Source organism: Shewanella dokdonensis, from assembly GCF_018394335.1.
Lineage (GTDB): Bacteria > Pseudomonadota > Gammaproteobacteria > Enterobacterales > Shewanellaceae > Shewanella > Shewanella dokdonensis.
In genome coordinates, this window is record NZ_CP074572.1 from 2,688,462 (window position 1) to 2,710,452 (window position 21,991).

At 49.9% G+C, this 21,991-nt stretch carries 14 protein-coding genes and 5 pseudogenes; 9 read left to right on the forward strand and 10 right to left on the reverse strand.

The window, feature by feature from the left end; genetic code table 11:
* Positions 1–135: 135 nt before the first annotated feature.
* A complete protein-coding gene (locus tag KHX94_RS12995; protein WP_213680978.1) occupies positions 136–2,223 on the reverse strand; it encodes a TonB-dependent siderophore receptor in 2,088 nt (695 codons plus the stop codon).
* Positions 2,224–2,698: 475 nt separating this feature from the next.
* Between KHX94_RS12995 and KHX94_RS13000 the strand changes: the two are divergent.
* The 7 genes and pseudogenes from KHX94_RS13000 to KHX94_RS13030 all read left to right on the forward strand — a co-directional run bounded on the left by KHX94_RS13000 (position 2,699) and on the right by KHX94_RS13030 (position 12,313).
* Positions 2,699–3,291, forward strand: a pseudogene (locus KHX94_RS13000) (anthranilate synthase component II).
* 126 nt (positions 3,292–3,417) lie between these two features.
* Positions 3,418–5,900, forward strand: a pseudogene (locus KHX94_RS13005) (S9 family peptidase).
* Positions 5,901–5,987: 87 nt separating this feature from the next.
* The gene (locus KHX94_RS13010; protein ID WP_213680979.1) at positions 5,988–7,205 is read left to right on the forward strand and encodes an HDOD domain-containing protein; all 1,218 of its coding nucleotides are present in this window, start codon (positions 5,988–5,990) and stop codon (positions 7,203–7,205) included.
* A gap of 416 nt (positions 7,206–7,621) precedes the next feature.
* Complete coding sequence (locus tag KHX94_RS13015) at positions 7,622–8,839, forward strand: aspartate aminotransferase family protein (protein WP_213680980.1); 1,218 nt, start codon at positions 7,622–7,624, stop codon at positions 8,837–8,839.
* Between the two features lie 95 nt (positions 8,840–8,934).
* A pseudogene (gene astA / locus KHX94_RS13020) lies at positions 8,935–9,953 on the forward strand (arginine N-succinyltransferase).
* 10 nt (positions 9,954–9,963) lie between these two features.
* Positions 9,964–11,423 (forward strand): annotated as a pseudogene (astD, locus tag KHX94_RS13025) (succinylglutamate-semialdehyde dehydrogenase).
* An 89-nt stretch (positions 11,424–11,512) separates the two neighbouring features.
* Complete coding sequence (locus tag KHX94_RS13030; protein WP_213680981.1) at positions 11,513–12,313, forward strand: DUF1338 domain-containing protein; 801 nt, start codon at positions 11,513–11,515, stop codon at positions 12,311–12,313.
* Positions 12,314–12,494: 181 nt separating this feature from the next.
* On the opposite strand, the gene KHX94_RS13035 is transcribed toward KHX94_RS13030, so the two are convergent.
* The 4 genes from KHX94_RS13035 to crp all read right to left on the reverse strand — a co-directional run bounded on the left by KHX94_RS13035 (position 12,495) and on the right by crp (position 15,550).
* A complete protein-coding gene (locus KHX94_RS13035; protein ID WP_213680982.1) occupies positions 12,495–13,829 on the reverse strand; it encodes an ATP-binding protein in 1,335 nt (444 codons plus the stop codon).
* On the reverse strand, positions 13,826–14,503 hold the full coding sequence (locus KHX94_RS13040) for a response regulator transcription factor (RefSeq protein ID WP_213680983.1): 678 nt from the start codon (positions 14,501–14,503) through the stop codon (positions 13,826–13,828). Before KHX94_RS13040 ends, KHX94_RS13035 begins: the two co-directional genes overlap by 4 nt.
* Positions 14,484–14,828, reverse strand: a complete 345-nt coding sequence (locus tag KHX94_RS13045) for a PepSY domain-containing protein (protein ID WP_213680984.1) — start codon at positions 14,826–14,828, stop codon at positions 14,484–14,486. The genes KHX94_RS13040 and KHX94_RS13045 overlap by 20 nt, the downstream gene beginning before the upstream one ends.
* Before the next feature lie 86 nt (positions 14,829–14,914).
* Positions 14,915–15,550, reverse strand: coding sequence for a cAMP-activated global transcriptional regulator CRP (crp, locus tag KHX94_RS13050; RefSeq protein ID WP_133039871.1), 636 nt, complete (start codon positions 15,548–15,550; stop codon positions 14,915–14,917).
* A 371-nt stretch (positions 15,551–15,921) separates the two neighbouring features.
* Here crp and KHX94_RS13055 point away from each other — a divergent pair, with 371 nt between their 5' ends.
* A complete protein-coding gene (locus KHX94_RS13055; protein WP_213680985.1) occupies positions 15,922–16,704 on the forward strand; it encodes a tetratricopeptide repeat protein in 783 nt (260 codons plus the stop codon).
* Positions 16,705–16,923: 219 nt separating this feature from the next.
* On the opposite strand, the pseudogene KHX94_RS13060 reads toward KHX94_RS13055, so the two are convergent.
* The 5 genes and pseudogenes from KHX94_RS13060 to KHX94_RS13080 form a co-directional block, all read right to left on the reverse strand.
* Positions 16,924–17,810: pseudogene (locus KHX94_RS13060) on the reverse strand (phosphoribulokinase).
* 104 nt (positions 17,811–17,914) lie between these two features.
* Entirely contained in the window at positions 17,915–18,172 is a 258-nt protein-coding gene (locus KHX94_RS13065) for a YheU family protein (protein WP_213680986.1), read from the reverse strand.
* On the reverse strand, positions 18,156–19,130 hold the full coding sequence (locus tag KHX94_RS13070; RefSeq protein ID WP_213680987.1) for a hydrolase: 975 nt from the start codon (positions 19,128–19,130) through the stop codon (positions 18,156–18,158). The genes KHX94_RS13065 and KHX94_RS13070 overlap by 17 nt, the downstream gene beginning before the upstream one ends.
* Before the next feature lie 13 nt (positions 19,131–19,143).
* A complete protein-coding gene (locus KHX94_RS13075) occupies positions 19,144–19,626 on the reverse strand; it encodes a TIGR02444 family protein (protein ID WP_213680988.1) in 483 nt (160 codons plus the stop codon).
* Positions 19,627–19,664: 38 nt separating this feature from the next.
* The gene (locus tag KHX94_RS13080; protein WP_213680989.1) at positions 19,665–21,566 is read right to left on the reverse strand and encodes an ABC transporter ATP-binding protein; all 1,902 of its coding nucleotides are present in this window, start codon (positions 21,564–21,566) and stop codon (positions 19,665–19,667) included.
* A gap of 145 nt (positions 21,567–21,711) precedes the next feature.
* Between KHX94_RS13080 and KHX94_RS13085 the strand changes: the two genes are divergently transcribed.
* Entirely contained in the window at positions 21,712–21,909 is a 198-nt protein-coding gene (locus KHX94_RS13085) for a YheV family putative zinc ribbon protein (protein ID WP_213680990.1), read from the forward strand.
* Positions 21,910–21,991 lie beyond the last annotated feature (82 nt).

Below are 21,991 nucleotides of genomic sequence, written 5' to 3' on the forward strand. Positions count from 1 at the left end.
TTAAATCTATATGTATCGTTATCATATTGAATATACATAGATATAATTTACATGTTATTACCTGAGTTGATTTTGATCATACTTGATGGTTATCACCCGGTAGCCAAAATACTTGCCGGGTGATAACTGTTCATTTTAGAAACGGTAATCAAAGCTCAGTTTATATTCGCGTGGCGCACCGTAGTAACCGATTTCCCATAAGCTGCTGATGTATTTCTTGTCCGTCAGGTTATCAACGTTGAAACGCAGCGTAGCGTTATCAGACACTTCCCAGGCGGCAAATAGGTTGAGTTTGGCATAGCTGTCTTGGGTCACAGTGTAACCGGTGTAGCTTTCTACTTTGGAGGTTTTACTCTGCCACTTACCTGCCAGGCCAAATGTCAATTGTGGTAGTGCGTCTAAGGTGTGACGCAGTGAAAAATTCACCACGGTATGCGGTACCCAAGCGTGGCTTCTGGCACCCGCTTCATCTTCAATATCGGTGTAAGTCAGACCAAGATTGACAACGGTTTGCTCATCAAGCTTGCCTGTGATTTCCAGCTCGGCACCTTCGGAGTAAGTATCGGCTCCCACATAGTAGTACTGGCCAGTTTCCATATTCAGACCCGCGTAAATCCCTAAGCCTATCTGTTTGGCTTTAAACACCGCAAAATTGGCCGCTAAGCGTTTGTCTAACCAACTGGTTTTAATCCCAGCTTCGTAGTTCTCGCCTTTCGTTGGTGCTAGAAAATCACCATGCTCATCGTAGTAATCTTGTGGTTCGTAGATATCGGAATAGCTGGTATACAGCATAATGTCGGGGGTCACATGGTAGGCGATACCGGCGTAAGGACTGAGCTCTGATTCATCCAACGCGGTTGCCAACGAGGTTGAATGGCGCTCATATTCAATGGCGTTTGCCCCCAAGGTAAAGCCCCAGTCACCGAAGTTCAGCTGTGTTGCCACAAAATAACGGGTAAGTGTGTCTTCGGTGGTTGTATCAAGCGCCTTGGCGCCCCACTGAGGTTCGGGGATTGAATCAAAGTCGTAAGGAAATGCGGGTAATGTGCCAAAGGCGGGTTCGGCGGCATCTACCTCGTAGTAATACTCATCATTGGTATTTTTGGCGCGGGAGGCACCCGCCAGCAGTTGGTGTTCAAAACCAAACAGATCAAAATATCCGGTGACTTTGGCTTCAAAGATATTGGCATTGCCTTTACTTGGATAACGCCCCGGCCAGCCCACTAAACCTTCCCCCGTTTCTGTATCTAGTCCGGTGTAGCTATAGGCAAACAGCAGTTTGCTATCGGTGTTAGCTTCACGATAGTTGTAGCTTAATTGCAGCTGCCAATCGGCGGATAGTTGATAGTTATACTCAATGAATCCATTGAGATTTTCAGTGTCCCAGTACGTCCAGTCCTGGGCGGTTGAGGCGCTGACATCAAACTCTGCCATAGTGCCGTCAGCGTTGACTAATGTCAGGCCGCCCCACATGGCGCCGTCGGTATTATCACGCTGGTAAGAGAACCCGAAAGCAATATCGCTGTTTTCCGTTAATTGACCATCTACAGTGCCGTATGCGTAGCGGCGATCAGACGAATAGCCGCGTAGATAAGAGTTTGCGCTTTCTGCGGCAACTACCGCACGGCCAGCCCAGGATTTGTCTTCTGTGAGTGGTGTGGAGTAGTCTGCCTGGATGCGATAATTTGCATAAGAACCTATACTGACGCCAATCTGCCCCTGGCGTTCGTTGGTGGGACGTTTCCGAATATAGTTGATAGTGCCGGAACTGTTACCTACGCCGGTTAACAGGCCATTAGCGCCACGGATCACTTCAATTTGTTCATAGCCATAGGTGTCGACCTGACCTTGCACTATGCCCCAGCTATTGGGCAGTCCTACGCCATCAATCTGGGTGCTTTTAATTTCAAATCCACGTGACAGGTAATTGGTACGGTTGGTTTCCCAACGCTCAACACTCACCCCGGTAACTAAATCCAAGGCATCATTGATATTATCGGCACCAAACAGTGACATAGTATCGTTATCAATCAAGCTGATGGACTGAGGTGTATCTTGTATCCCCAACATCAGACCTGTGGCTCCGGCGCTAACGCGATTGTCACGGGTGCCCGTAATACTGATGCGTTCAATGTCTGTATCTGCACTATCGGCGTTAGCAAAGGTACTCACTATGGCGGTTGAAAGCAGAAGGGTTGCGGTAATGGTATTGAGTTTGAACATAAGCCTTAATGCCTCATGGCGTAGTTAAACATGAATTTTGCGCAAATATAAATGATATTGATTATCAATTACAAACAAACTGTGAAAATTATGTGATGTTCGGTGAAAAATTGTGCCATTGAGCCAACTGCTGTGGTTATCGCTGGTGTATTCGCGCAGGTTAAGCGGCTTAATGTTGCTGGCTGTCGATAGCGGTCAATTCTGCTGGCATGTGGTGCGGCCAACCCTGCCGCCGTTACCAAGGTGCGGATGGACGTTGCGGTAGTAAAGACAAGTACCATTGGTGGCTGACTTACCGCCGGTTGTTGGCTATGATCGGCCCTCCAACTCGCTGCACCTGAGTCGCAAGTCGGGCCGGCTTGGCACAATATTACCGCCGCATAAATAAGCCGACTGCTCTCCGTTTGTTATCAGTCACAGACATGATGGCTGTTCAAACATTTAATCCATTTAAAATCAATTTGTTATATTTAAAATGTTACTGGTTATCGATAATTACGATTCATTCACGTACAACTTGGTGCAGTATTTTCAGCAGTTAGGGGCCGCCCCGTGGTGTATCGCAATGATGCACTCACTGTGGCTGAGGCATTAGCATTGCAACCAACGCGGCTGGTGATCTCTCCTGGCCCTTGCACGCCTGACGATGCGGGCATTTCTCTGGCATTAATTGAACAACTGGCGGGGAAAATTCCGTTGCTGGGGGTTTGTCTTGGTCATCAAGCCATTGCGCAGGTGTTTGGCGCAAAGGTTGTGCGAGCCAAACGGGTGATGCATGGTAAAACATCCACTATTCAGCACAATGGGCAACGCTTGTTTCAGGGGCTAGCGCAACCGCTCACGGTAACCCGTTATCACTCGTTGCTGGTGGAGTCATTGCCTGCAGGTTTTGCCCTGGATGCTTGGTGTGATGACCCGCAGTGGGGGCAGGAAATCATGGCGATCAGTCATCCACAGCAGGCGCTGTTTGGTGTGCAATTTCATCCAGAATCGATTATGACCCAGCAGGGGCACGAGTTGCTGGCAAATTTTTTAGCCGTGGCGGCTCGGGATGATGCGGCTCGCTAACAAGCCTTTACAAGTTTCCCCGCGCACGGCGCTCACTCACCGTCTTCGATATGGTATAACAGGCCTGGTTAACAAGTCCTGCTCCGGTTGCCTATGCCGGAAAATCTCACAATAAAAGGAATGCGAATGAAAACCCTCGTGCGTCATTTAGGGCTCAGTGCCTTGACCTTGGCAGTACTCAGTGGCTGCGCGGCCACTCAGACGGCTGCGCCAGTGCCGGTGGTTAATACGGTTGTCAGCCAACCGCTGTTGGCGCCTCCTAGCGCCGATAGCGCGCTGACACTGGAACAGATCATGGCTGATCCAGATTGGATGGGGGTCAGTGCTGCCGGTGCTTACTGGAGCGATGATGGTAAATCGGCGCTGTTTTATCGGCAGCCAAGTGCCTCACCTCTACGTAACTATTATCGTCTTGGAATTGCGGATGGGGTGACAAAAGAGCTGAAACTCAGTGAATTGCATCTGGCATCGCAGCGCGATGGCGTACTCAGTGAGGATAAAAGCCGTAAGGCCTATATTTACCAGCACAACCTGTTTGTGAAGCAGCTTGATAGCGGCAAGATTACGCAGTTGACTCGCCAAAGCAATAGCATAGACGGCGTACGTTTTCTCACTAACGGTGACTTAGTGTACTGGCAGGGCGCCCAAGTATTTCGTATTCACCAAGATTCCGGGATGGTGGAACAACTGGCAAATATCCAGTTTGCTAAGGCTCCCGAAGGCGTGAAAGACCCAGATACTTTCTTGGCAAAACAGAATCAGCGTTTGATCAAATTCGTCGCCAAACAGCATGATAATGCTAAGGCGCTGGAACAATACCAAGAGCAACTGCAACAGCAAGATCCTACATTGGTGACCAAGCCGTTTTATCTGGGCGAAAAAGATACCTTGGCAGAGTTGAGTGTGTCACCCGATGGCCGCTATCTGTTTTTAGTGCTGCAGGATAAAAGTTATCAAGGGCGTACTGATGCTGATGTAATGCCTAATTATCTTGATCCTCAAGGCCATATCGGTATGGTGCCGGTGCGCGCGCGGGTGGCAGAAGATAAACTGCCGGGACAGCGATTTGTCGTGCTGGATCTTAAGTCACACAGCCAGAAAGATGTGACGCTTGAAGGCCTAAACGGCTATAACGAGGATGTGTTGGCAGCGGTGAAGGCAGAAAATGCCAAAGCCCAGGGTAAGGATTATAAGAGCGAGAAAAAGTACGTGATATCCGCGTGCTGGAAGATTGGGGCTGGAACCAAAGCGCCATTCAATGGCATACCGATAAAAATACCCTGGCGGTGATGCTGGAAGCCACCGACAACAAGGATCGCTGGCTGGCTACCGTCGATCTCAATAAAGGGCAGTTTCACACCCAAGATCGTCTGCACGATGATGCCTGGATCAACTATGACCACAATCAATATGGCTGGTTGCCAGGCACCGATACCTTGTATTATTTATCTGAAAAATCAGGGTATTCTCAGCTTTACCTGAAACCTCTAGGCGGCAAGGAACAGGCACTTACCCAAGGTAAATTTGTGGTGAGCGACATCACCTTGAGCCCTGACAGCCAGTACATATATTACAAAGCCAATAAGGCACATCCCGGCAAGTACAATATTTACCGGGTAAATCTGCACAGCGGTAAAGATGAGCAGCTGACACACTGGACGGGCACGTTGGATTACCAATTGAGTCCCAAGGGCGATGCCTTACTGCTGACGGCCTCAGCGCTGACACACCCAGAAGAGTTGTATCTGCAACCCATAGGCGGTGAGCTAAAACAGCTGACACATTACACCAGTAAAGCGTTTACCGACTATCCGTGGCAAGCGCCACAGATTATTGAAGTTCCTTCCAGTCATGGCGCTGGTAAAGTCTATGCAAGATTGTATCTGCCACAAGGCTTTGATGCTAAACGGGCAGATAAATACCCGGCGGTGATTTTCAACCACGGCGCCGGTTATCTGCAAGAAGTGCATTATGGTTTCTCCGACTACTTCCGTGAGTTCATGTTCAACAATTTGTTGGCGCAGCGCGGTTATGTGGTGCTGGACATGGACTACCGAGGCTCTAAAGGCTATGGGCGTGACTGGCGTACTGCCATTTATCGCAATATGGGGCACCCAGAAGTTGACGATCTTAAAGATGGTGTCGCCTGGATGGCACAACATGCCAATATTGATACCAAACGGGTCGGCACTTACGGTGGTTCCTACGGCGGCTTCCTGACCTTTATGTCGCTGTTTACTACACCGGATCTATTTCAATGTGGTGCGGCATTAAGACCCGTGGCCGACTGGGCACATTACAACGCGCCTTACACCTCCAATATCCTCAACACTCCCGATGATGATCCGCTAGCTTATAGCCGCAGTTCGCCGATTGAACACGCGCAAGGGCTGAAAAATCATCTGCTCATATTGGGCGGGATTGAAGACGATAATGTGTTCTTCCAGGACAGCGTGCGCATGGTGCAGCATCTGATTGAGTTAGAGAACCCGCACTTCGATATGGCTTACTATCCGGTCGAGCATCATGGTTTCCGTCAGCCATCCAGTTGGCTGGATGAATACCGCCGTATCCTGCGGTTGTTCGAAACGGATCTTAAGCACCAATAAAATAAACGTGTACTCGTGATAACAGGCTCCTTATGGAGCCTGTTTTTTAGTTAATGTCAGGTGTTAGCGCAATATCACTGGCGTTTCTTGGCAGGAGTACATATAAAATATATTAATGATGCAGATTTTCATTGGCTGCAAGCCAAGAGGGCAATTACACAGGTGGTAGCGTCGGTTTCCGGCGGGCTTAAACCCGCACCAGTGGCAGCACTGGAACAGCAGTTCCTGCAACAGTTGATTATGGGAACGCCAACTAATACCCCGGTGTGGGACGACCCGGAACCGGAGCTGGAAGCCGTTGCCTTCAAATTAGAGGTTGAACGGGAAGCCGCACTGCTGCGGATTGCTAAAAAGCAGCAGAACAAGCAGTTAGCACAGCAGATTAACAGCCAACTGCATATGAGCCTGAAAACCGAGCTGGCAAACCAGTTGGCCTCTGCCGCAGTCATCCAACGCCAAAGTCCAGTGTCAGATAAACACCTATTACTGTTGGAGTTACTTAATTCCCCAAAACTCGATCTCGGTAGTTTACGGCTAGCTGTCGCGAGCCAAACTTGGTTAGTTCAGGATTTAACCAATATGGTCAATAGTCCGGTATTTGGTGCCAGAAGGCCACAAAACAGTGACTTACAGGTGACTGACTTAAAACTGGTGCTCGGTTATATCGGCTTGGATAATCTGCGGTTGCTGATCCCGTTTTATATTTGCCGTCACTGGTTACCGCTCGGACATGCTAGCCTGTTATGGATTAACCGCAAGTTGTGGCGTTATGCACAGATCCAAGGCGTAGCGGCCAGGGCTCTCGCTGTGCTGCATGAACAGGATGGCGCCTTGCTGTATAGCTTGGCACTGATGCGGCAAATGGGAACCTCGGTGATCTTGGGGATTGGCGCGACTATTTTTGAACAGCTGCGTGGTAACTGGTTGAGAGAAGCCAGTAAAGCGCGGGATAAAGAGCTGTATGATGCGGTGGCGGTTAGCGACTTCCCGGCCGCTGAGATCTGTCAACTGGTGTCAGAGCACTGTATGCAACTGAATTGGCAATTGCCACAGTGGTTAGGTTTTGCTGACAGTGAACTGGTCTCACAGTTACAGGTGTTACAGGATCGTGACGGCTTTGCACAGATGCCACTAACGGCACAACTAGCCGCTAAAGCCAGTTGTTATGCACAGAGCCTGCTGCTTGAAGAGGCAAACCAATTAAGTTTTCGCGATAAACAACTACTGTATAGTTATTATGCAATGAGCGAACAGGAGCTTATCCGGCTGCAAGGGCTGAACTACCGGAAACTAACGCTGTTTTGATAGTCCTAATGACTGGCAAGCTGGGTTGACGCTCTGGGTTACAAGTCAGCAAAATTTCTTTATTTTTTCAGCTAATCTCGGCTTCTACCCAATCGCAACTACTGCTATTATTCTGGTTAACTATTCACTTTAAACGAATAGTTAACCGTTTGTGGTTCGGCTGGTTTTTTTGTGACTAATTATGCCTGGAAATATCGGCTAATTGCCTTTTTACTTCCTAAAATCAGATCTTTATGCACTTACCCTTCGAAGAGTTAAGCGCCGACCCTGATCAATCTGGTATTTTGATCACAATTTCGCTATTAATGTCACATATCTAAAACACCGAACCGCAGTAATACTAGACGATAAAGAGAGATTAACTGCGAAGGGACAGCGGTTACAACGCTGTCTGAAATCATAAAGGATATTCAGGAATGAGTGTGAAAATGAATCTGACCCGTGCTCAGTTTGATGAAGTGATGGTGCCTAATTATGCACCATCTCCGGTAATCCCTGTGCGTGGTCAGGGCAGCCGGGTGTGGGATCAGCAAGATAAAGAGTATGTCGACTTTGCCGGTGGTATTGCGGTGACTTGTTTGGGACATTGTCATCCGGCGCTGGTTGGGGCACTGAAAGCACAGGGCGAAAAGCTGTGGCACTTGTCTAATGTGATGACCAACGAACCGGCACTGGCGCTGGCAACTAAGTTGGTTAATGCGACATTTGCTGAAAAAGTTTATTTTGCCAACTCTGGTGCAGAAGCCAACGAAGCGGCACTGAAACTGGCTCGTCGTTACGCAGTAGACAACTATGGCCCAGAGAAAGACGAGATCATTGCCTTTGATAAAGCTTTCCACGGCCGCACATTTTTCACTGTCAGTGTGGGCGGTCAGGCGGCCTATTCTGATGGTTTTGGTCCTAAACCTCAGGCGATTACTCACATTCCGTACAATGATATCGCCGCGTTGGAAGCGACAGTGTCAGAAAAGACCTGCGCTATCATGCTGGAGCCATTGCAGGGTGAAGGTGGCATTATTAACGGCGACCCCGCATTTTTGCGCAAGGTGCGTGAATTAGCCGATAAATACAACGCCCTGGTGGTGTTTGATGAAGTGCAAAGTGGCATGGGGCGTACTGGTGATTTGTATGCCTATATGGGCACCGACATAGTGCCCGATATTCTCACCACCGCTAAAGCACTTGGGGGCGGTTTCCCGATTGCCGCCATGTTAACAACCACTGAAATTGCTGCACACTTTAAGGTGGGCACTCACGGATCTACCTACGGTGGTAATCCATTGGCCTGCGCCATTGGTAACGCGGTGATGGATATTGTTAATACCCCAGAAGTGCTGGATGGGGTTAAACGCCGTGAACAGTTGTTCCGCGATGGTCTTAATAGCATCAACGACAAATACCATGTGTTTTCTCAGGTGCGTGGTAAAGGGCTGTTGATTGGCGGGGTACTGAACGAAAAATATCAGGGACGCAGTCGCGATTTCCTGTTGGCGGCAATCGACAATGGTCTGATGATACTGGTTGCTGGTGCTAATGTACTGCGTTTTGCCCCCTCACTTATCATTCCCGAGGAAGACATTGCTGAAGGCATGGCTCGCTTGGAAAAAGCTGTCGCCCAGATAGTTGCAGCTTAAAGCGTTCAGGAAGCTGTGGTACCTGACCTTTACGCTTTTCCCCGTATCCGGCGCTACGGCGTCGGATACTCAGTGGGGACACAGGAGAGTTAACCATGTTGATAATCCGGCCTATTTGCCAGGCTGATTTTACTGCCCTGCGTTACATTGCCGAAGCTTCAGGCCACGGCTTTACCTCTTTGCCCGTCAATGATGAGGTGCTGGCGGCGAAAATCCGTCGCGCTGAAGCATCATTCGGCAAGCCCGTCAGCAAGCCTTTTGATGAAAGTTACCTGTTTGTCATGGAAGATACTGACAGCGGCGAAGTGGTGGGAACTTGTGGTATTGAAGGCGCCGTAGGGATGGAAGATGCCTTCTATCACTACCGTATTGGCACTGAAGTGTATCATTCGGCGCAGATTGGTGTGCGCAATGAAGTGGAAACACTCACCCTGTGCCACGACTATACCGGCGCGGCTGAATTGTGCACCCTATTTTTGCGTAAGGATTACCGTAAGAGCTCGAATGGCCGTCTGCTTTCACGTTGCCGTTTTCTGTTTTTGGCGCAGCATCCATCACGTTTTGGTGACACTGTGATTGCCGAGATGCGGGGGTTAGTGATAGCGCTGGTCACTCACCTTTCTATGGCTGGTTGCAGCAACATTTTCTTGGTATCGATTTTATTGAAGCGGACTATCTTTCCGGGCTGGGACAGAAAGCCTTTATGGCGGAGATGATGCCCCGCAGCCCAGTGTATGTTTGTCTGTTGCCAGAGGCAGCACAACGAGTGATTGGTGAAGTGCATACCAATACCCGGCCAGCGTTGAGCCTACTGCAAGCCGAAGGCTTTCGCTGCCGTGGCTATGTCGATATTTTTGATGGTGGCCCAACGGTTGAATGTAATCTGCAGGAGATCCGCGCTGTACGCGATAGCCGTTTGCTGACCGTCACCATTGGCCCGATGGCCGCAAGCGGCGACAAATACATAGTTGCCAATACTCAAGTGGCTGATTTCCGTGCGGCAGCACTACCGCTGACGCTAACGGCTGAAAGCAATCAAATTTCTTTGTCGCCTCAATATGCTCAGGCATTACGAGTCCAGTCTGGACAGCAGGTGCGGATCTTACCTATTTAGGAGGAAACCCATGACGCAGTTTATCAATGGTCACTGGATTGAAGGTGATGGTCATAAGATGACTTCATACAATCCAGCTAACGGCGAGATACTCTGGCAAGGCAACGCGGCCTCAGCAACACAGGTTGATGCGGCAGTGGCTGCGGCCAGAGCCGCGCAGTTTGACTGGTTCATGCTGGGGTTCGACGGGCGTTTGCAACAAATTGAAGCCTACCGTGCACAGCTGGAAGCCAATCGTGAACGGTTAGCCAATACCATTGCCGAAGAAACCGGTAAACCGTTGTGGGAAACCGCCACCGAAGCGGCGGCAATGATTGGTAAAATCGCACTATCAGCCAAGGCTTATCAACAGCGTACCGGGATGACCGAGAGTGAGTTACCCGCGGCTCGGGCGGTGTTACGTCATAAGCCCCATGGTGTTGTGGCGGTGTTTGGCCCGTATAATTTCCCGGGACATCTGCCCAACGGCCATATCGTGCCGGCCTTGCTGGCCGGTAACACAGTCGTGTTCAAGCCCTCAGAACTGACCCCAAAAGTGGCGGAGTTGATGTTGCAGTTGTGGCAGCAATCCGGTTTGCCAGCAGGTGTTATCAATCTGGTGCAAGGGGAAGTGGCAACCGGCAAAGCGCTGGCTGGGCACCATGATATTGATGGCTTGTTCTTTACCGGCAGTAGCCGCACAGGACAATTGTTGCATCAGCAGTTTGGCGGACGCCCAGGTAAGATTTTGGCATTGGAGATGGGCGGCAATAATCCGTTGATTGTCAAAGACGTTAGCGACATTAATGCGGCGGTGCACGAGATTATCCAGTCAGCCTATATCTCATCGGGGCAACGTTGCACCTGTGCCCGCCGCCTGTATGTTCAGCAAGGCGCTCAGGGCGATGCGCTAATCGCTACGTTGGTTAAAGCGGTTAACGCGATAAAAGTTGGGCCGTGGAATGCTGAACCGCAGCCCTTTATGGGCGCTATGGTGTCAGAAAAGGCCGCACTGTGCATGTTGGCGGCGCAGCAACGGTTACAGCAACTGGGCGGTCAGTCATTAGTGGTGATGCAGCAGTTGCAAGCGGGTACCGGGCTGGTGTCACCTGGGCTTATTGATGTCAGTGCAGTAACTGAATTGCCAGATGAAGAATACTTCGGCCCGTTATTGCAATTGATCCGTTATCAACAGTTTGATGATGCGATAGCGATGGCCAATAACACTCGTTACGGGTTGTCTGCCGGCTTGCTGGCCGATAGCCGCGCCGATTTTGACTATTTCTTTGCACGTAGCCGCGCGGGAATTGTTAACTGGAATAAACAGATCACCGGTGCTGCCGGTTCAGCACCTTTGGCGGTATCGGGGATTCCGGCAATCATCGCCCCAGCGCCTTCTATGCTGCGGACTATTGTGCTTATCCGGTCGCTTCTATGGAATCTGATACTTTGAGCCTGCCAGCAACGCTGAGCCCAGGCTTAACGCTGTAAATTTGCCAGGGAAGCCATTTGCTGCTTCCCTTTTTATAGCCGTTGCGGGGGCGCGATGTAGCGGCAATTGGTCAACATCAGGAGGATATATGCATCAGGACATCGACAATCTATTTGCCGCCATGTGGCAGGATTACATCTCCATGACACCCTCGGCAGCCAAGGTGCATCAGTTGCTAGGCCATGGCAAGGCGATCATCAACGATCATATTGCGCTACGCACGTTCAATTTGCCCAAAGTGGCGTTGCAGGTACTGGCGGCGCATTTTGAAGCGTTGGGATATCAGGCCTGTGGCGACTATGTGTTTGAACAGAAAAAGCTGCGGGCTAAACACTTCGAACATCCCGATGATACTCAACCCAAAGTGTTTATCTCCGAACTGCTGGTGGACGAGTTTTCACCCTGGTTGCAGCAGACAGTGGCGCAGCTGGTGGCGCAGATCCCCGAGGATGTCACGACTGCCGATGATTTTCTCTATTCTGGTCGCCATTGGGCGATGGATTACGCTACCTATTCACGGTTGCTGGAAGAGAGCGAATATGCCGCTTGGGTGGCCGCTTTTGGCTATCGCGCCAACCATTTTACGGTGTCGGTGAATCATTTGGCTGGCTTCTCAACGCTGCAAGCGGTGAATGAGGCGCTAAAGACCGCCGGTTTTGTGTTGAATAGCGCTGGCGGCGAGATTAAAGGCTCGGCAGCGGTACTACTGGAGCAATCGTCTACCATGGCTGACCGTATTCCGGTGTCCTTTGGTGATCGTACGATGGAAATCCCCAGCTGCTTTTATGAATTTGCGCTGCGTTATCCGAAAGCCGATGGCAAGTTGTATACCGGGTTTGTGGCGGCGTCAGCAGATAAGATTTTTGAAAGCACCAATGCGAAAAGCTAAGCAGCGTATAGGCGAGAGCTTTCTATTGAGAAGGCTTTGGGGCTGACCGGTGAGAGCTTTTTGACTCGCTAGCGCCTGAGCCTTGTTTGGGGCGCTCCTTGCTCTGTTAATCACGCTTGGCCGTGTTAATCAAAAAATGGTGGTAGTGCTGGCGGGTCAATAACTGTGGAAACCACGATTTTTAGTGCTTGGGCACCTGTAATAAAACCTTTAATCCGCCCAATGATGGGCTAGCTTCAAAGCTGATTTGCAGCTGGTACTGGTCGCAAATATCTTTAACGATAGAGAGTCCCAGACCATGCCCGGCAACTTCTTCATCTAGGCGTTTACCGCGCCGCATGAGTTTATGCAGTTCTACTTGCGGTACCCCTGGGCCATCATCTTCAATGGTTATCTGAATCTCGCCCTGTTGTAGCCAGATGCGGATTAGCACTGTTTCGTTGGCCCATTTGGAGGCGTTATCTAAAAGGTTGCCAAAGAGTTCCATACCATCTTCACGGTGGATTGGCAGCCGAGAGACTTGTTCACTGATATCAAATTTATATTTGACCTGTTTATGGTGGTGCACCTTGCCCATGGTGACACATAAACTGTCTAAATCGCGCGGGATCACCATCTGTGCCGCGGGCAGCATATCTCCAGTAATGCGAGCGGCAGCCAGTTTACGCTCGATCATTTTATGGATTTGATCCAGTTGCTGCTCCAATGCCGCCGCCGTTTCCGGGTCTTTCAGCCCGAGGACTTCTACCTGTTGGCGCATCACAGCTAACGGTGTTTTTAATCCATGACTCAGATTGCCAAGGTTATTACGGCTACGCTGAATTTGATTGCTGGTATATTCCAGCAGTTCGTTGTAAGTCTCAGCTAAGGGCTTGATCTCGGCAGGAACACTTTCCAGCGATAACGATGAACTCTGGCCTTCCCGTAGTTTTGCTAAGGCGTGTTTCATTTTGGTCACCGGCTTAAAGGACTGGCGCAGGATCAAAAAGATGCCGAGGATCATCACCAGCAGCGTTGTCATATTAACGGTCAGCTTGGCTCCATAGACTTCGGTGAAGACCTTGCGACCAATACTGAGATCCTGCGCTACGGTTATCGTCGGATTGCCATGACCCGCGATGGGCGTTAATCCTTTAGATAACAGCTGAATGTCGTGATGTTGTGGCCCTTTGGTCTGCCATACTCGGCTTTCTCCCGGTGCCAGTGGCGTGATATTCAGATGTTTATCCCATAGGGAGCGGGAGCGAACTTCAATATCCCCTATGTTGATCTGGTAATAACGGCCGGAGTAGGCGGGATTATAGAAGCCGGAGAGTTGGCTCTTGTCGACCAAGACATCGTCATTACTGATATTGCTGGCGAGAATTACCTGCTCTAAATCTTCGTGCAGACGGTCAATGATGGAGTCGTGGAATGCCTGGCGTAGCATTGATTCAATAAAACCAAGCCCAATAAGTGAACTGAGCAGCACTAAGGCTGTTAGCCACAAGGTCAGCTTGGTTTTTATCGACATCATGACAATTGCGTACCGTGGAAGATATAGCCCTGGCCGCGGCGAGTTTCTATGGCGCTTTTGCCCAATTTTTTACGCAGGTGCGTTACATAGACTTCAACGACGTTACTCTCTTTTTCATCGTCAAACTGATACAGCTTGTCACTCAGTTGTGCCTTGGATAACAGTTTCTTAGGCGACATCAGAAATATCCGCAGCAGCCGAAATTCCATGGCGGTCAGTTCAAAACACTGCTCATTCACCGTCACTGTCTGTTCGGTTTCATCCAAAACCACGCCGCCAAAGCTCAACTGTTTGCTGGGGGTGGTTGCCCGACCGTGGGTGCGGTGGATTACGGCCTGTAAACGCGCCAGCAGTTCCTGGGTATGGAATGGTTTACCGAGATAATCGTCGGCACCCGCATTAAAGCCTTCCACCTTTTCGTGCCATTGGCTGCGAGCCGTTAGCATAATCACGGGGGTGTTAATATCGCGCTGACGCCAGCTCTGCAAAAGTTCCAAACCATTGCCATCAGGCAGACCGATATCCAGGATCACACAATCATACTGGGTTTCTTTGATCAGATAGTCAGCATCGACTGCTTTGGCCGCAACATCAGTCACATAGCCAGCAACTTTCAACTGCTTAACCAATTCAGTCACCAGCAGATCATTGTCTTCAACGAGGAGCAGTTTCATAAGGATGGCACTCTTCAGGTAACGGTTGACCATCATGTTCACCAGTGCTGGCATTCAGATCCAGTCGCACTAGGGTGTCTTGGTCAATTCTAATCAGTAAATCATAACGCCATTTGTTGTCTTGCTGGTAGAGATGCGCGTCAACCAATTGGCCGTAACAGAAATGTTGTAGCTTAGATAAGGTGGTATCGAGGGAGAGAATTTCGCCGTTGCGCACGAGTTCCTTGGCAATATTGTGATCCGCTTGTAAGTGTAAACTGGCTACATTGGCGTGGGCGATAACAGGTAACAGACCTGCCCAGCACAGTTGATTTAGCCGGTTCATCAACACTCCTGAAAAACGAAAAAGTGACCAAGATTTACATCTCGGCCACTTTAATAAATCAGGATTAAATCAATCTGAATCAGCGATTAACGGGTTCCGTATACCACTATGGTCTTACCGTGTGCTTGAATAAGATTTTGCTCTTCCAGCATCTTGAGAATACGGCCAACGGTTTCGCGGGAACAGCCCACAATCTGCCCAATTTCCTGACGGGTGATCTTGATCTGCATGCCGTCTGGATGAGTCATCGCATCGGGCTGTTTAGCCAAATGCAGCAATGTTTGGGCGATACGGCCTGCCACATCCAGAAACGCCAGATTACCGACTTTCTGACTGGTGTTTTGCAGACGATGCGCCATCTGCGCTGCCAGCTTCATCAGAATTTCTGGGTTTACCTGGATCAATTGCTTGAATTTCTTATAGGAAATTTCGGCAATCTCACACGCTTGTTTCGCTCGAACCCAGGCAGTACGCTCCGCTTGTTCCTCGAACAAGCCTAATTCACCAATAAAGTCACCTTGGTTCAGATAAGACAGGATCATCTCCTTGCCTTCGTCGTCTTTAATCAGAACTGCGACGGAACCCTTCACAATATAATAGAGGGTATCAGAACCTTCACCGGCGTGGATCAATGTGCTCTTGGCTGGATATTTATGAATGTGACAGTGAGATAAAAACCATTCCAAAGTCGGATCCGGTTTTGGCTTACCAATCAGAGCCATGCCTTTGTTCCTCAATTGTTTAGTGTAAAGTTAGAGTATGCTAAATAATGATCTTGAGTCAATCGGCCCAAATCTATCCTGTGACCAACTTCGTGCTGCAATCCTTGCGCACCTTAAAAATTAATAACTGCTTAATAATTACAACATTCTGATACTTTAGTGACATAAGTCAATAATTACCTCTGCTTAGCAGCGCACCAGATGCCAGTCTTGCAGGGCAAATCACAACTTGCAGCTTGGATTTGCATGGGGACGAATCTCTGTATGCTGTACCGTTTATCTTTTATACAGCTACCGTAGCTTAATGCTCGACTTTGCTAGTTAATTCTGGCTAACTTTGAAGTCGGTTTGATATACGCAGGGATACTGTTGTGAGATATCCGCATTTATTACTTGGGCTTGTTTCGGGGCTGACGCTGACATTAGCGACAGACGCCGAGGCATTTTCTATTCCGCAGCCACAGCAAGAGCTGATCGACAGCAAAGTGGCTTATGTGCAGCTCAATGCCGAAGACGGTGAGGTAAATGCACAATATTTGCTGGGATTGATGTATGTCTCTGGGCGGTTTGTGAAGACTGACAAGACTCTGGGGATCTCCTGGCTCAAGAAAGCCGCCGATGGTGGCGAGCTTAATGCACAGAAAACGCTGGCGGATCTCGCTTTTGAGGGCAAACTGATCAAACGCGATCTGTCGCTGGCAGAACATTGGTATCTGCGACTGGCTGACAATGATGACCGCTGGGCGCGTTTCCGTCTCGGTTTTATTTATGCGGCGGGCGGGGATGGCGTCAACCGCCATTGTGGTAAGGCGGTGAAATATTTCACGGCTGCCGGCGATAAGGTATCTATGGGCAATGCCGCGTGGATCCTCGCAACTTGCCCAGAAAAACAGTATCGCAATGGCGAAAAAGCGCTACAACTGGCAACGGATCTGTTGAAAACTGACCAACAGGATCCAACCAACCTGGATAATCTGGCCGCGGCTTATGCTGAGATAGGAAATTTCTCGGCCGCAGTTAAAACCCAGCGGCAGGCGATTGCTGCGTTGCAGGCCGATAAAGGGAAAATCCAGGGTAAGGAAAGCGAGTTCCAATTGCGTTTGCAGGATTACCTGCAACACAAACCCTACCGTGAAATATTACCCTTGGATTAAACCTAAAAAAAATGCCCAAAATGGGCAAAAATATGAGAGAAAAAGTCATCCACACATATGAATCGGGCTACCGACTTAGCCGGGTAGAAACAAACAGATCTTGAGGGGGAATCACTCCCACCTGGCGGTCAGCACTCAGATTTGCTCTGAAAGCCCGATAGCTGACAATATAGCGGTAAGGGCTTAAAGCAAACTTAATCTATTTAACTGGCAAAGCGATTATTCCAGTTCCTGTTCTAAGGTGCCAATTCGCCTATCCATCAAGGCTTTAATCAATGGGGTGAGGATCAATTCCATCGCCAATGACATCTTGCCGCCAGGCACCACTAGCGTGTTTACCCGAGACATGAATGCACCTTGGATCATCTGCAGATAGAAGGGAAAGTCGACGTTATCTACGCCGCGAAAACGGATTACCACAAAGCTTTCATCCAGACTGGGAATGTCTTTGGCGCTGAAAGGGTTCGATGTGTCTACCGTGGGAACGCGCTGAAAGTTGATATGGGTGCGCGAAAACTGGGGCGTCATATGGTTGATGTAATCTTCCATCGAACGCACGATAGAACCCATCACTTTCTCTTTGGTATGACCGCGTTCGCTGGTGTCTCGGATAATTTTCTGGATCCACTCCAGGTTGACGATAGGCACCATGCCAATCAGCAAATCTACGTGTTGTGCCACGTTGTTTTCGGGGTCACCACCGCGCCATGCAGGCCTTCGTAATAAAGCATGTCGGTGTTATCGGGTAACGGTTGCCATTGGGTAAACGTCCCCGGCATCTGATTGTAAGGCACCGCTTCGTCAAAGGTATGCAGGTAGGAGCGGGTTTCGCCTTGACCGCTAGCTGAGTAATCGGCAAAACATTTTTCCAGACGGTCAAAGTCGTTAGCTTCTGGCCCGAAATAACTGATGTTACGGTTTTCCGCTTTGGCCTTGCGGATCATCACTTCCATCTCGGCACGGGTATAGTGATGAAAACTATCGCCCTCTACCATAGCCGCATTAATCCCTAACTGCCGGAAGATATGACTAAAGGCGGTGGTGGTGGTGGTTGTGCCGGCGCCGGACGAGCCGGTAACGGCGATAATGGGATGTTTTGCTGACATGATTGCTACCTGTGTCTGAAGCGGTCACTTGCCGGAACTGGGTGGCCAAATGTTATGATACTGTAACGGCAGGCAGTTACTTATACGGCACTGAGCCGGTCCGGTCAATCTTCGCTGGTACTGGTTCGCTGAATAATCTGTTCCCGGGAGCGGATAGCTACAGATTCATCTTCTTCGCTATATTCCACCACCAATTCGCCGGTTTGCAACGCGTGGCGGCATCGCTCGCTTGCCCGCTGAACCGCGGTTTCATCCAAGTCACTGAAACTGCCATCTTCTATCTGTGATAGCAAATATTCACGGATTAAATTGTCTAAAGTAGCGGCGGACAGTTGCAAGAGCGCCTCATAGGGAACCAGCATGCTCATCCTCCAGCAGGTATTGCAACAGACGTTGCTCTAGAAAATATTTGGGCTGCCATGGCGTGCCACCATTGATAAAACCTACATGACCACCGTGGTGATATAACTCATATTGTACACAGCTAGGCAAGCTGTCGATATCCGGGATCACTGAGCGGCTCATAAACGGATCGTCTGCGGCATGAATAAACAAGGTTGGCCGTTGGATATTACCAAGCAATGGTAGCGCGCTAGCCTGCTGATAATAATCGTCGGCGCCTGAGAAACCGTGCATCGGGCCGGTAAGCTGGTCATCAAATTTATAAAAAGTGTTCAGTTGCCGAATCGCGTTGTTATCTGGCAGCGTTGTGGGTGTCTGAGTTCTCTTATGCTGCATCTTTTGTTGTAACTGTCGTAACAAATAGCGCTGGTATAACCGGGAAAATCCCTGTTCCAGTTTGCGGGAACAGCCGGCCAGCTCAAGTGGCGCAGAAACGACTGCTGCACGGCTGAGCAAGCTGGCATCTCCTTGTTCCCCTTGATATTTTGCCAGAACATTACCCCCAAGGCTGTAGCCTACCGCCAGTAATGGTGATTGTGGGTAACGTTGCCGCAGCAACTGTAATGTGTGGCTGATATCCGCAGTATCACCACTGTGGTAACTGCGTGCTAGCCGATTGGGTTCCCCAGAACAACCGCGATGGTGGTGCACCACTGCGGCCAGTTGTTGCTGAGCACAGGCTGTTAGCATTCGCCTGGCATAATGCGAATTGGCACTGCCTTCCAAACCGTGCAGCAGTACCAGCAAGGGTTGACCATCATGGGGCGGTGATAACCAGTCGAGATCGATAAAATCGCCATCAGCCAGTTCCAGCCGCTCGCGCTGTAAGGCCACTTTGGCGACTTTTGTCAGTACTGGCAGAATGGTCTGGAGATGTGGGTTGCTGCCCCACCAGGGCGGTGCAAATAACGGCTGCATAACGACTCTTGAATTACAAACTCATCGCGAGTTTATCACAGCAATTATCTTGCTGTATGAGTTCCGGAAAATCCCGCAGATCCAGTTGTAATAACGTCAGATAATCTTGCAAGTTAGATTGATCCGCCATTTGTGGCTCCGGCGTTACATGTCTCAACTGCTGTAAAATAACCAGTTGGCTTTTACGCTCCAACTGCAACTCTAACTGCAACATCTGCTGGTAGTCATCGTTATCAATATGGGTTTTGGCCAGTCGCCTGAGTTGCCGATAGGGCACCAGGATACGTTGCTGCCATTGGTCGATAAATTCGTGTAATTGCTGCCAGCGCTGGCTGGGTAAGTGCAATTGTTGATGATCCAGCTCCAGTGCCAGTAACAGCAGATTGATGATAACACCATGCTGATCTTGTAACTGCTGTGCGGTGACTTCTATCGCGGGATAATACTGTTCACATGTCTGCCACAATGACGGCGTAAAAATACTTTGTGATGACACGTTGTGCTCCTTGCTTTGACTATGCTCATCCATCAGGGTTAGGCTGAGGCGGCTTGTTCTATACCATCAATCTGTTCCTGTAATTCGAGCCAACCCAATTCACTCTGTTCCAGTTGTTGGTTGAGTTTGGCGCGTTCGGCTAAGACGTCGGTCAGTTTGGCCTTATGTTGCTCTTCATACAGTTCGGTATCGGCTAGCAGGTTTTCTAGCTCGGCCAGGCGTTCGGTCACCTGTTGTTGTTCATCTTCCAGCTTACTCTGTTGTTTTTTCAGTGGCGACAGTTTTTGCCGCAGTTCCGCGGCCTGACGTTTCTGTAACTTTTTGTCTTGCTGGGGTTTGTTGTCTGTTGACGATTGTGGCTTGGCGGCTTTGGCCGCGTCCAGTAACCACTGATGGTAATCCTCCAGATCGCCAGCAAAGTGCTCGACTTTGCCACTATCGACCAGATAATAATCATCGCAAGTCAGGCGTAACAGATGGCGGTCGTGAGACACAATTACCATTGCGCCTTCAAAATCCTGTAAGGCCACGGTCAGCGCGTGACGCATCTCCAGATCCAAGTGGTTGGTGGGTTCGTCCAACAGCAACAGATTTGGGCGCTGCCACACCAGTAACGCCAATACCAACCGGGCTTTTTCGCCACCAGAGAATGGCCGCACCGGTGACAGTGCCATATCGCCCTGAAAACCGAAACCGCCGAGAAAGTCTCGCAGCTCCTGTTCCCGTTGCTCTGGTGCCAGCCGTTGTAGGTGTTGTAATGGGGTATCGTCCAGGCGCAGATATTCCACCTGATGCTGCGCAAAGTAACCGATATTGAGGCCGGGATTAGGCTGATATTTACCGCGTTGCGGTTCAAGTTGTCCGGCAAGCAGTTTAATGAAGGTTGATTTACCGGCACCGTTACGCCCCAATAAACCGATACGGGCTCCCGGAACCAGATTGAGATGTACCGAGTTGAGGATAGTGGTATCGCCATAACCAACGGCCACGTTTTCCATCATCACTAACGGATTGGGCAGTGCCGAAGGTGGACGAAACTCCATCTGGAACGGATTATCCACTGCGGCTGGCAACAACTCCGTCATTTTTTCCAGTGCTTTAAGGCGGCTTTGCGCTTGTCGGGCCTTACTGGCCTTGTAACGGAAACGGTCGACGTAAGACTGCATATGTGAGCGTTCGCGCTGCTGTTTTTCATAAGCGACTTGCTGCTGCGCCATGCGTTCGGCACGGATGGCTTCAAAGGCGGTGTAATTGCCGCGATAGAAATTCAGCTTCTGGTTTTCGACATGGATGATCTCTTCCACGATGGCATCGACGAAATCACGGTCGTGGCTGATCAGCACCAGCGTGCCCTGATAGCTCTTGAGCCAACCTTCCAACCAGAACATGGTATCCAGATCTAAGTGGTTGGTGGGTTCATCCAGCAGCAACAGTTCTGAGCGGCACAACAATGCTTGGGCGAGGTTGAGGCGCATACGCCAACCACCGGAAAAACTCTTTACCGGCTGGCTTTGCTGGGGCTCGCTAAATCCCAGACCTGCCAGCAGACTGCCAGCTCTGGCGCGGATGCTATAAGCACCAATGGCATCAAGCTTACCGTGCAGTTCTGCAATGCTATTTCCGTTGTTGCGCTGTTCTGCCAGTTTTAACTGGCTCTCTAAATCACGAAATTCGCGGTCGCCATCCAGCACATATTCCAGTGCCGCCATGTCTAGCGCCGGAGTCTCTTGGGCTACAGTGGCAATACGCCACTGCGCGGGTACGCTGATATCGCCTTTATCCAGGTGCAGTTTGCCCATGATCAGTGCCAGCAGTGACGATTTGCCAGTGCCGTTGGCGCCGACCAGCCCCACTTTGTGACCGGGGTAAAGGGTGACGGAAGCATCATCCAACAGTACTTTACTGCCGCGGATGAGTTGCGCGTGGGATATGGTGATCATGGGCTAACGCAATAGTGATACAAATGAAAACGCCGATCATAGCCCACAAGCTGCGGCTTCCGCTATAGTGCAGATGCGGCAAACTTACGTTAACGCCGCAGAATGTGGCAAAATAGCCGTTATGTTATCTGTGGTTGAGTAAAAAATGAGCAAATCCAGAAAGCGTTTTGTTGCCGGAGCCCGTTGTCCCCAATGTCAGGCGCTCGATAGCATCGTCCTATATAAGGATAATGGCGTAGAAACGGTCGAATGTACTGAATGTGGTTACCATGAACAACAGACGGAAGCCAAAGTCGCCGATAAGGCACAGGGGCAAGTGATCGGCCTGTTTAAGCCAGAATAATCTCGGTCACGCCGCTACCGCCCTGACATTGCCAACATCAGGGCTTTCCTTTACTTTAACCAGCTAAGATAAAGCGGCCAGA

Excerpts from the sequence above, each read along its gene's own strand:
- KHX94_RS13045 (WP_213680984.1), bottom strand. The coding sequence starts at position 14,828 with ATGAACCGGCTAAATCAACTGTGCTGGGCAGGTCTGTTACCTGTTATC.
- KHX94_RS13035 (WP_213680982.1), bottom strand. The coding sequence starts at position 13,829 with ATGATGTCGATAAAAACCAAGCTGACCTTGTGGCTAACAGCCTTAGTG.
- crp (WP_133039871.1), bottom strand. The coding sequence starts at position 15,550 with ATGGCTCTGATTGGTAAGCCAAAACCGGATCCGACTTTGGAATGGTTT.
- KHX94_RS13030 (WP_213680981.1), top strand. The coding sequence starts at position 11,513 with ATGCATCAGGACATCGACAATCTATTTGCCGCCATGTGGCAGGATTAC.
- KHX94_RS13065 (WP_213680986.1), bottom strand. The coding sequence starts at position 18,172 with ATGCTGGTTCCCTATGAGGCGCTCTTGCAACTGTCCGCCGCTACTTTA.
- KHX94_RS13085 (WP_213680990.1), top strand. The coding sequence starts at position 21,712 with ATGAGCAAATCCAGAAAGCGTTTTGTTGCCGGAGCCCGTTGTCCCCAA.
- KHX94_RS12995 (WP_213680978.1), bottom strand. The coding sequence starts at position 2,223 with ATGTTCAAACTCAATACCATTACCGCAACCCTTCTGCTTTCAACCGCC.
- KHX94_RS13015 (WP_213680980.1), top strand. The coding sequence starts at position 7,622 with ATGAGTGTGAAAATGAATCTGACCCGTGCTCAGTTTGATGAAGTGATG.
- KHX94_RS13070 (WP_213680987.1), bottom strand. The coding sequence starts at position 19,130 with ATGCAGCCGTTATTTGCACCGCCCTGGTGGGGCAGCAACCCACATCTC.
- KHX94_RS13040 (WP_213680983.1), bottom strand. The coding sequence starts at position 14,503 with ATGAAACTGCTCCTCGTTGAAGACAATGATCTGCTGGTGACTGAATTG.
- KHX94_RS13080 (WP_213680989.1), bottom strand. The coding sequence starts at position 21,566 with ATGATCACCATATCCCACGCGCAACTCATCCGCGGCAGTAAAGTACTG.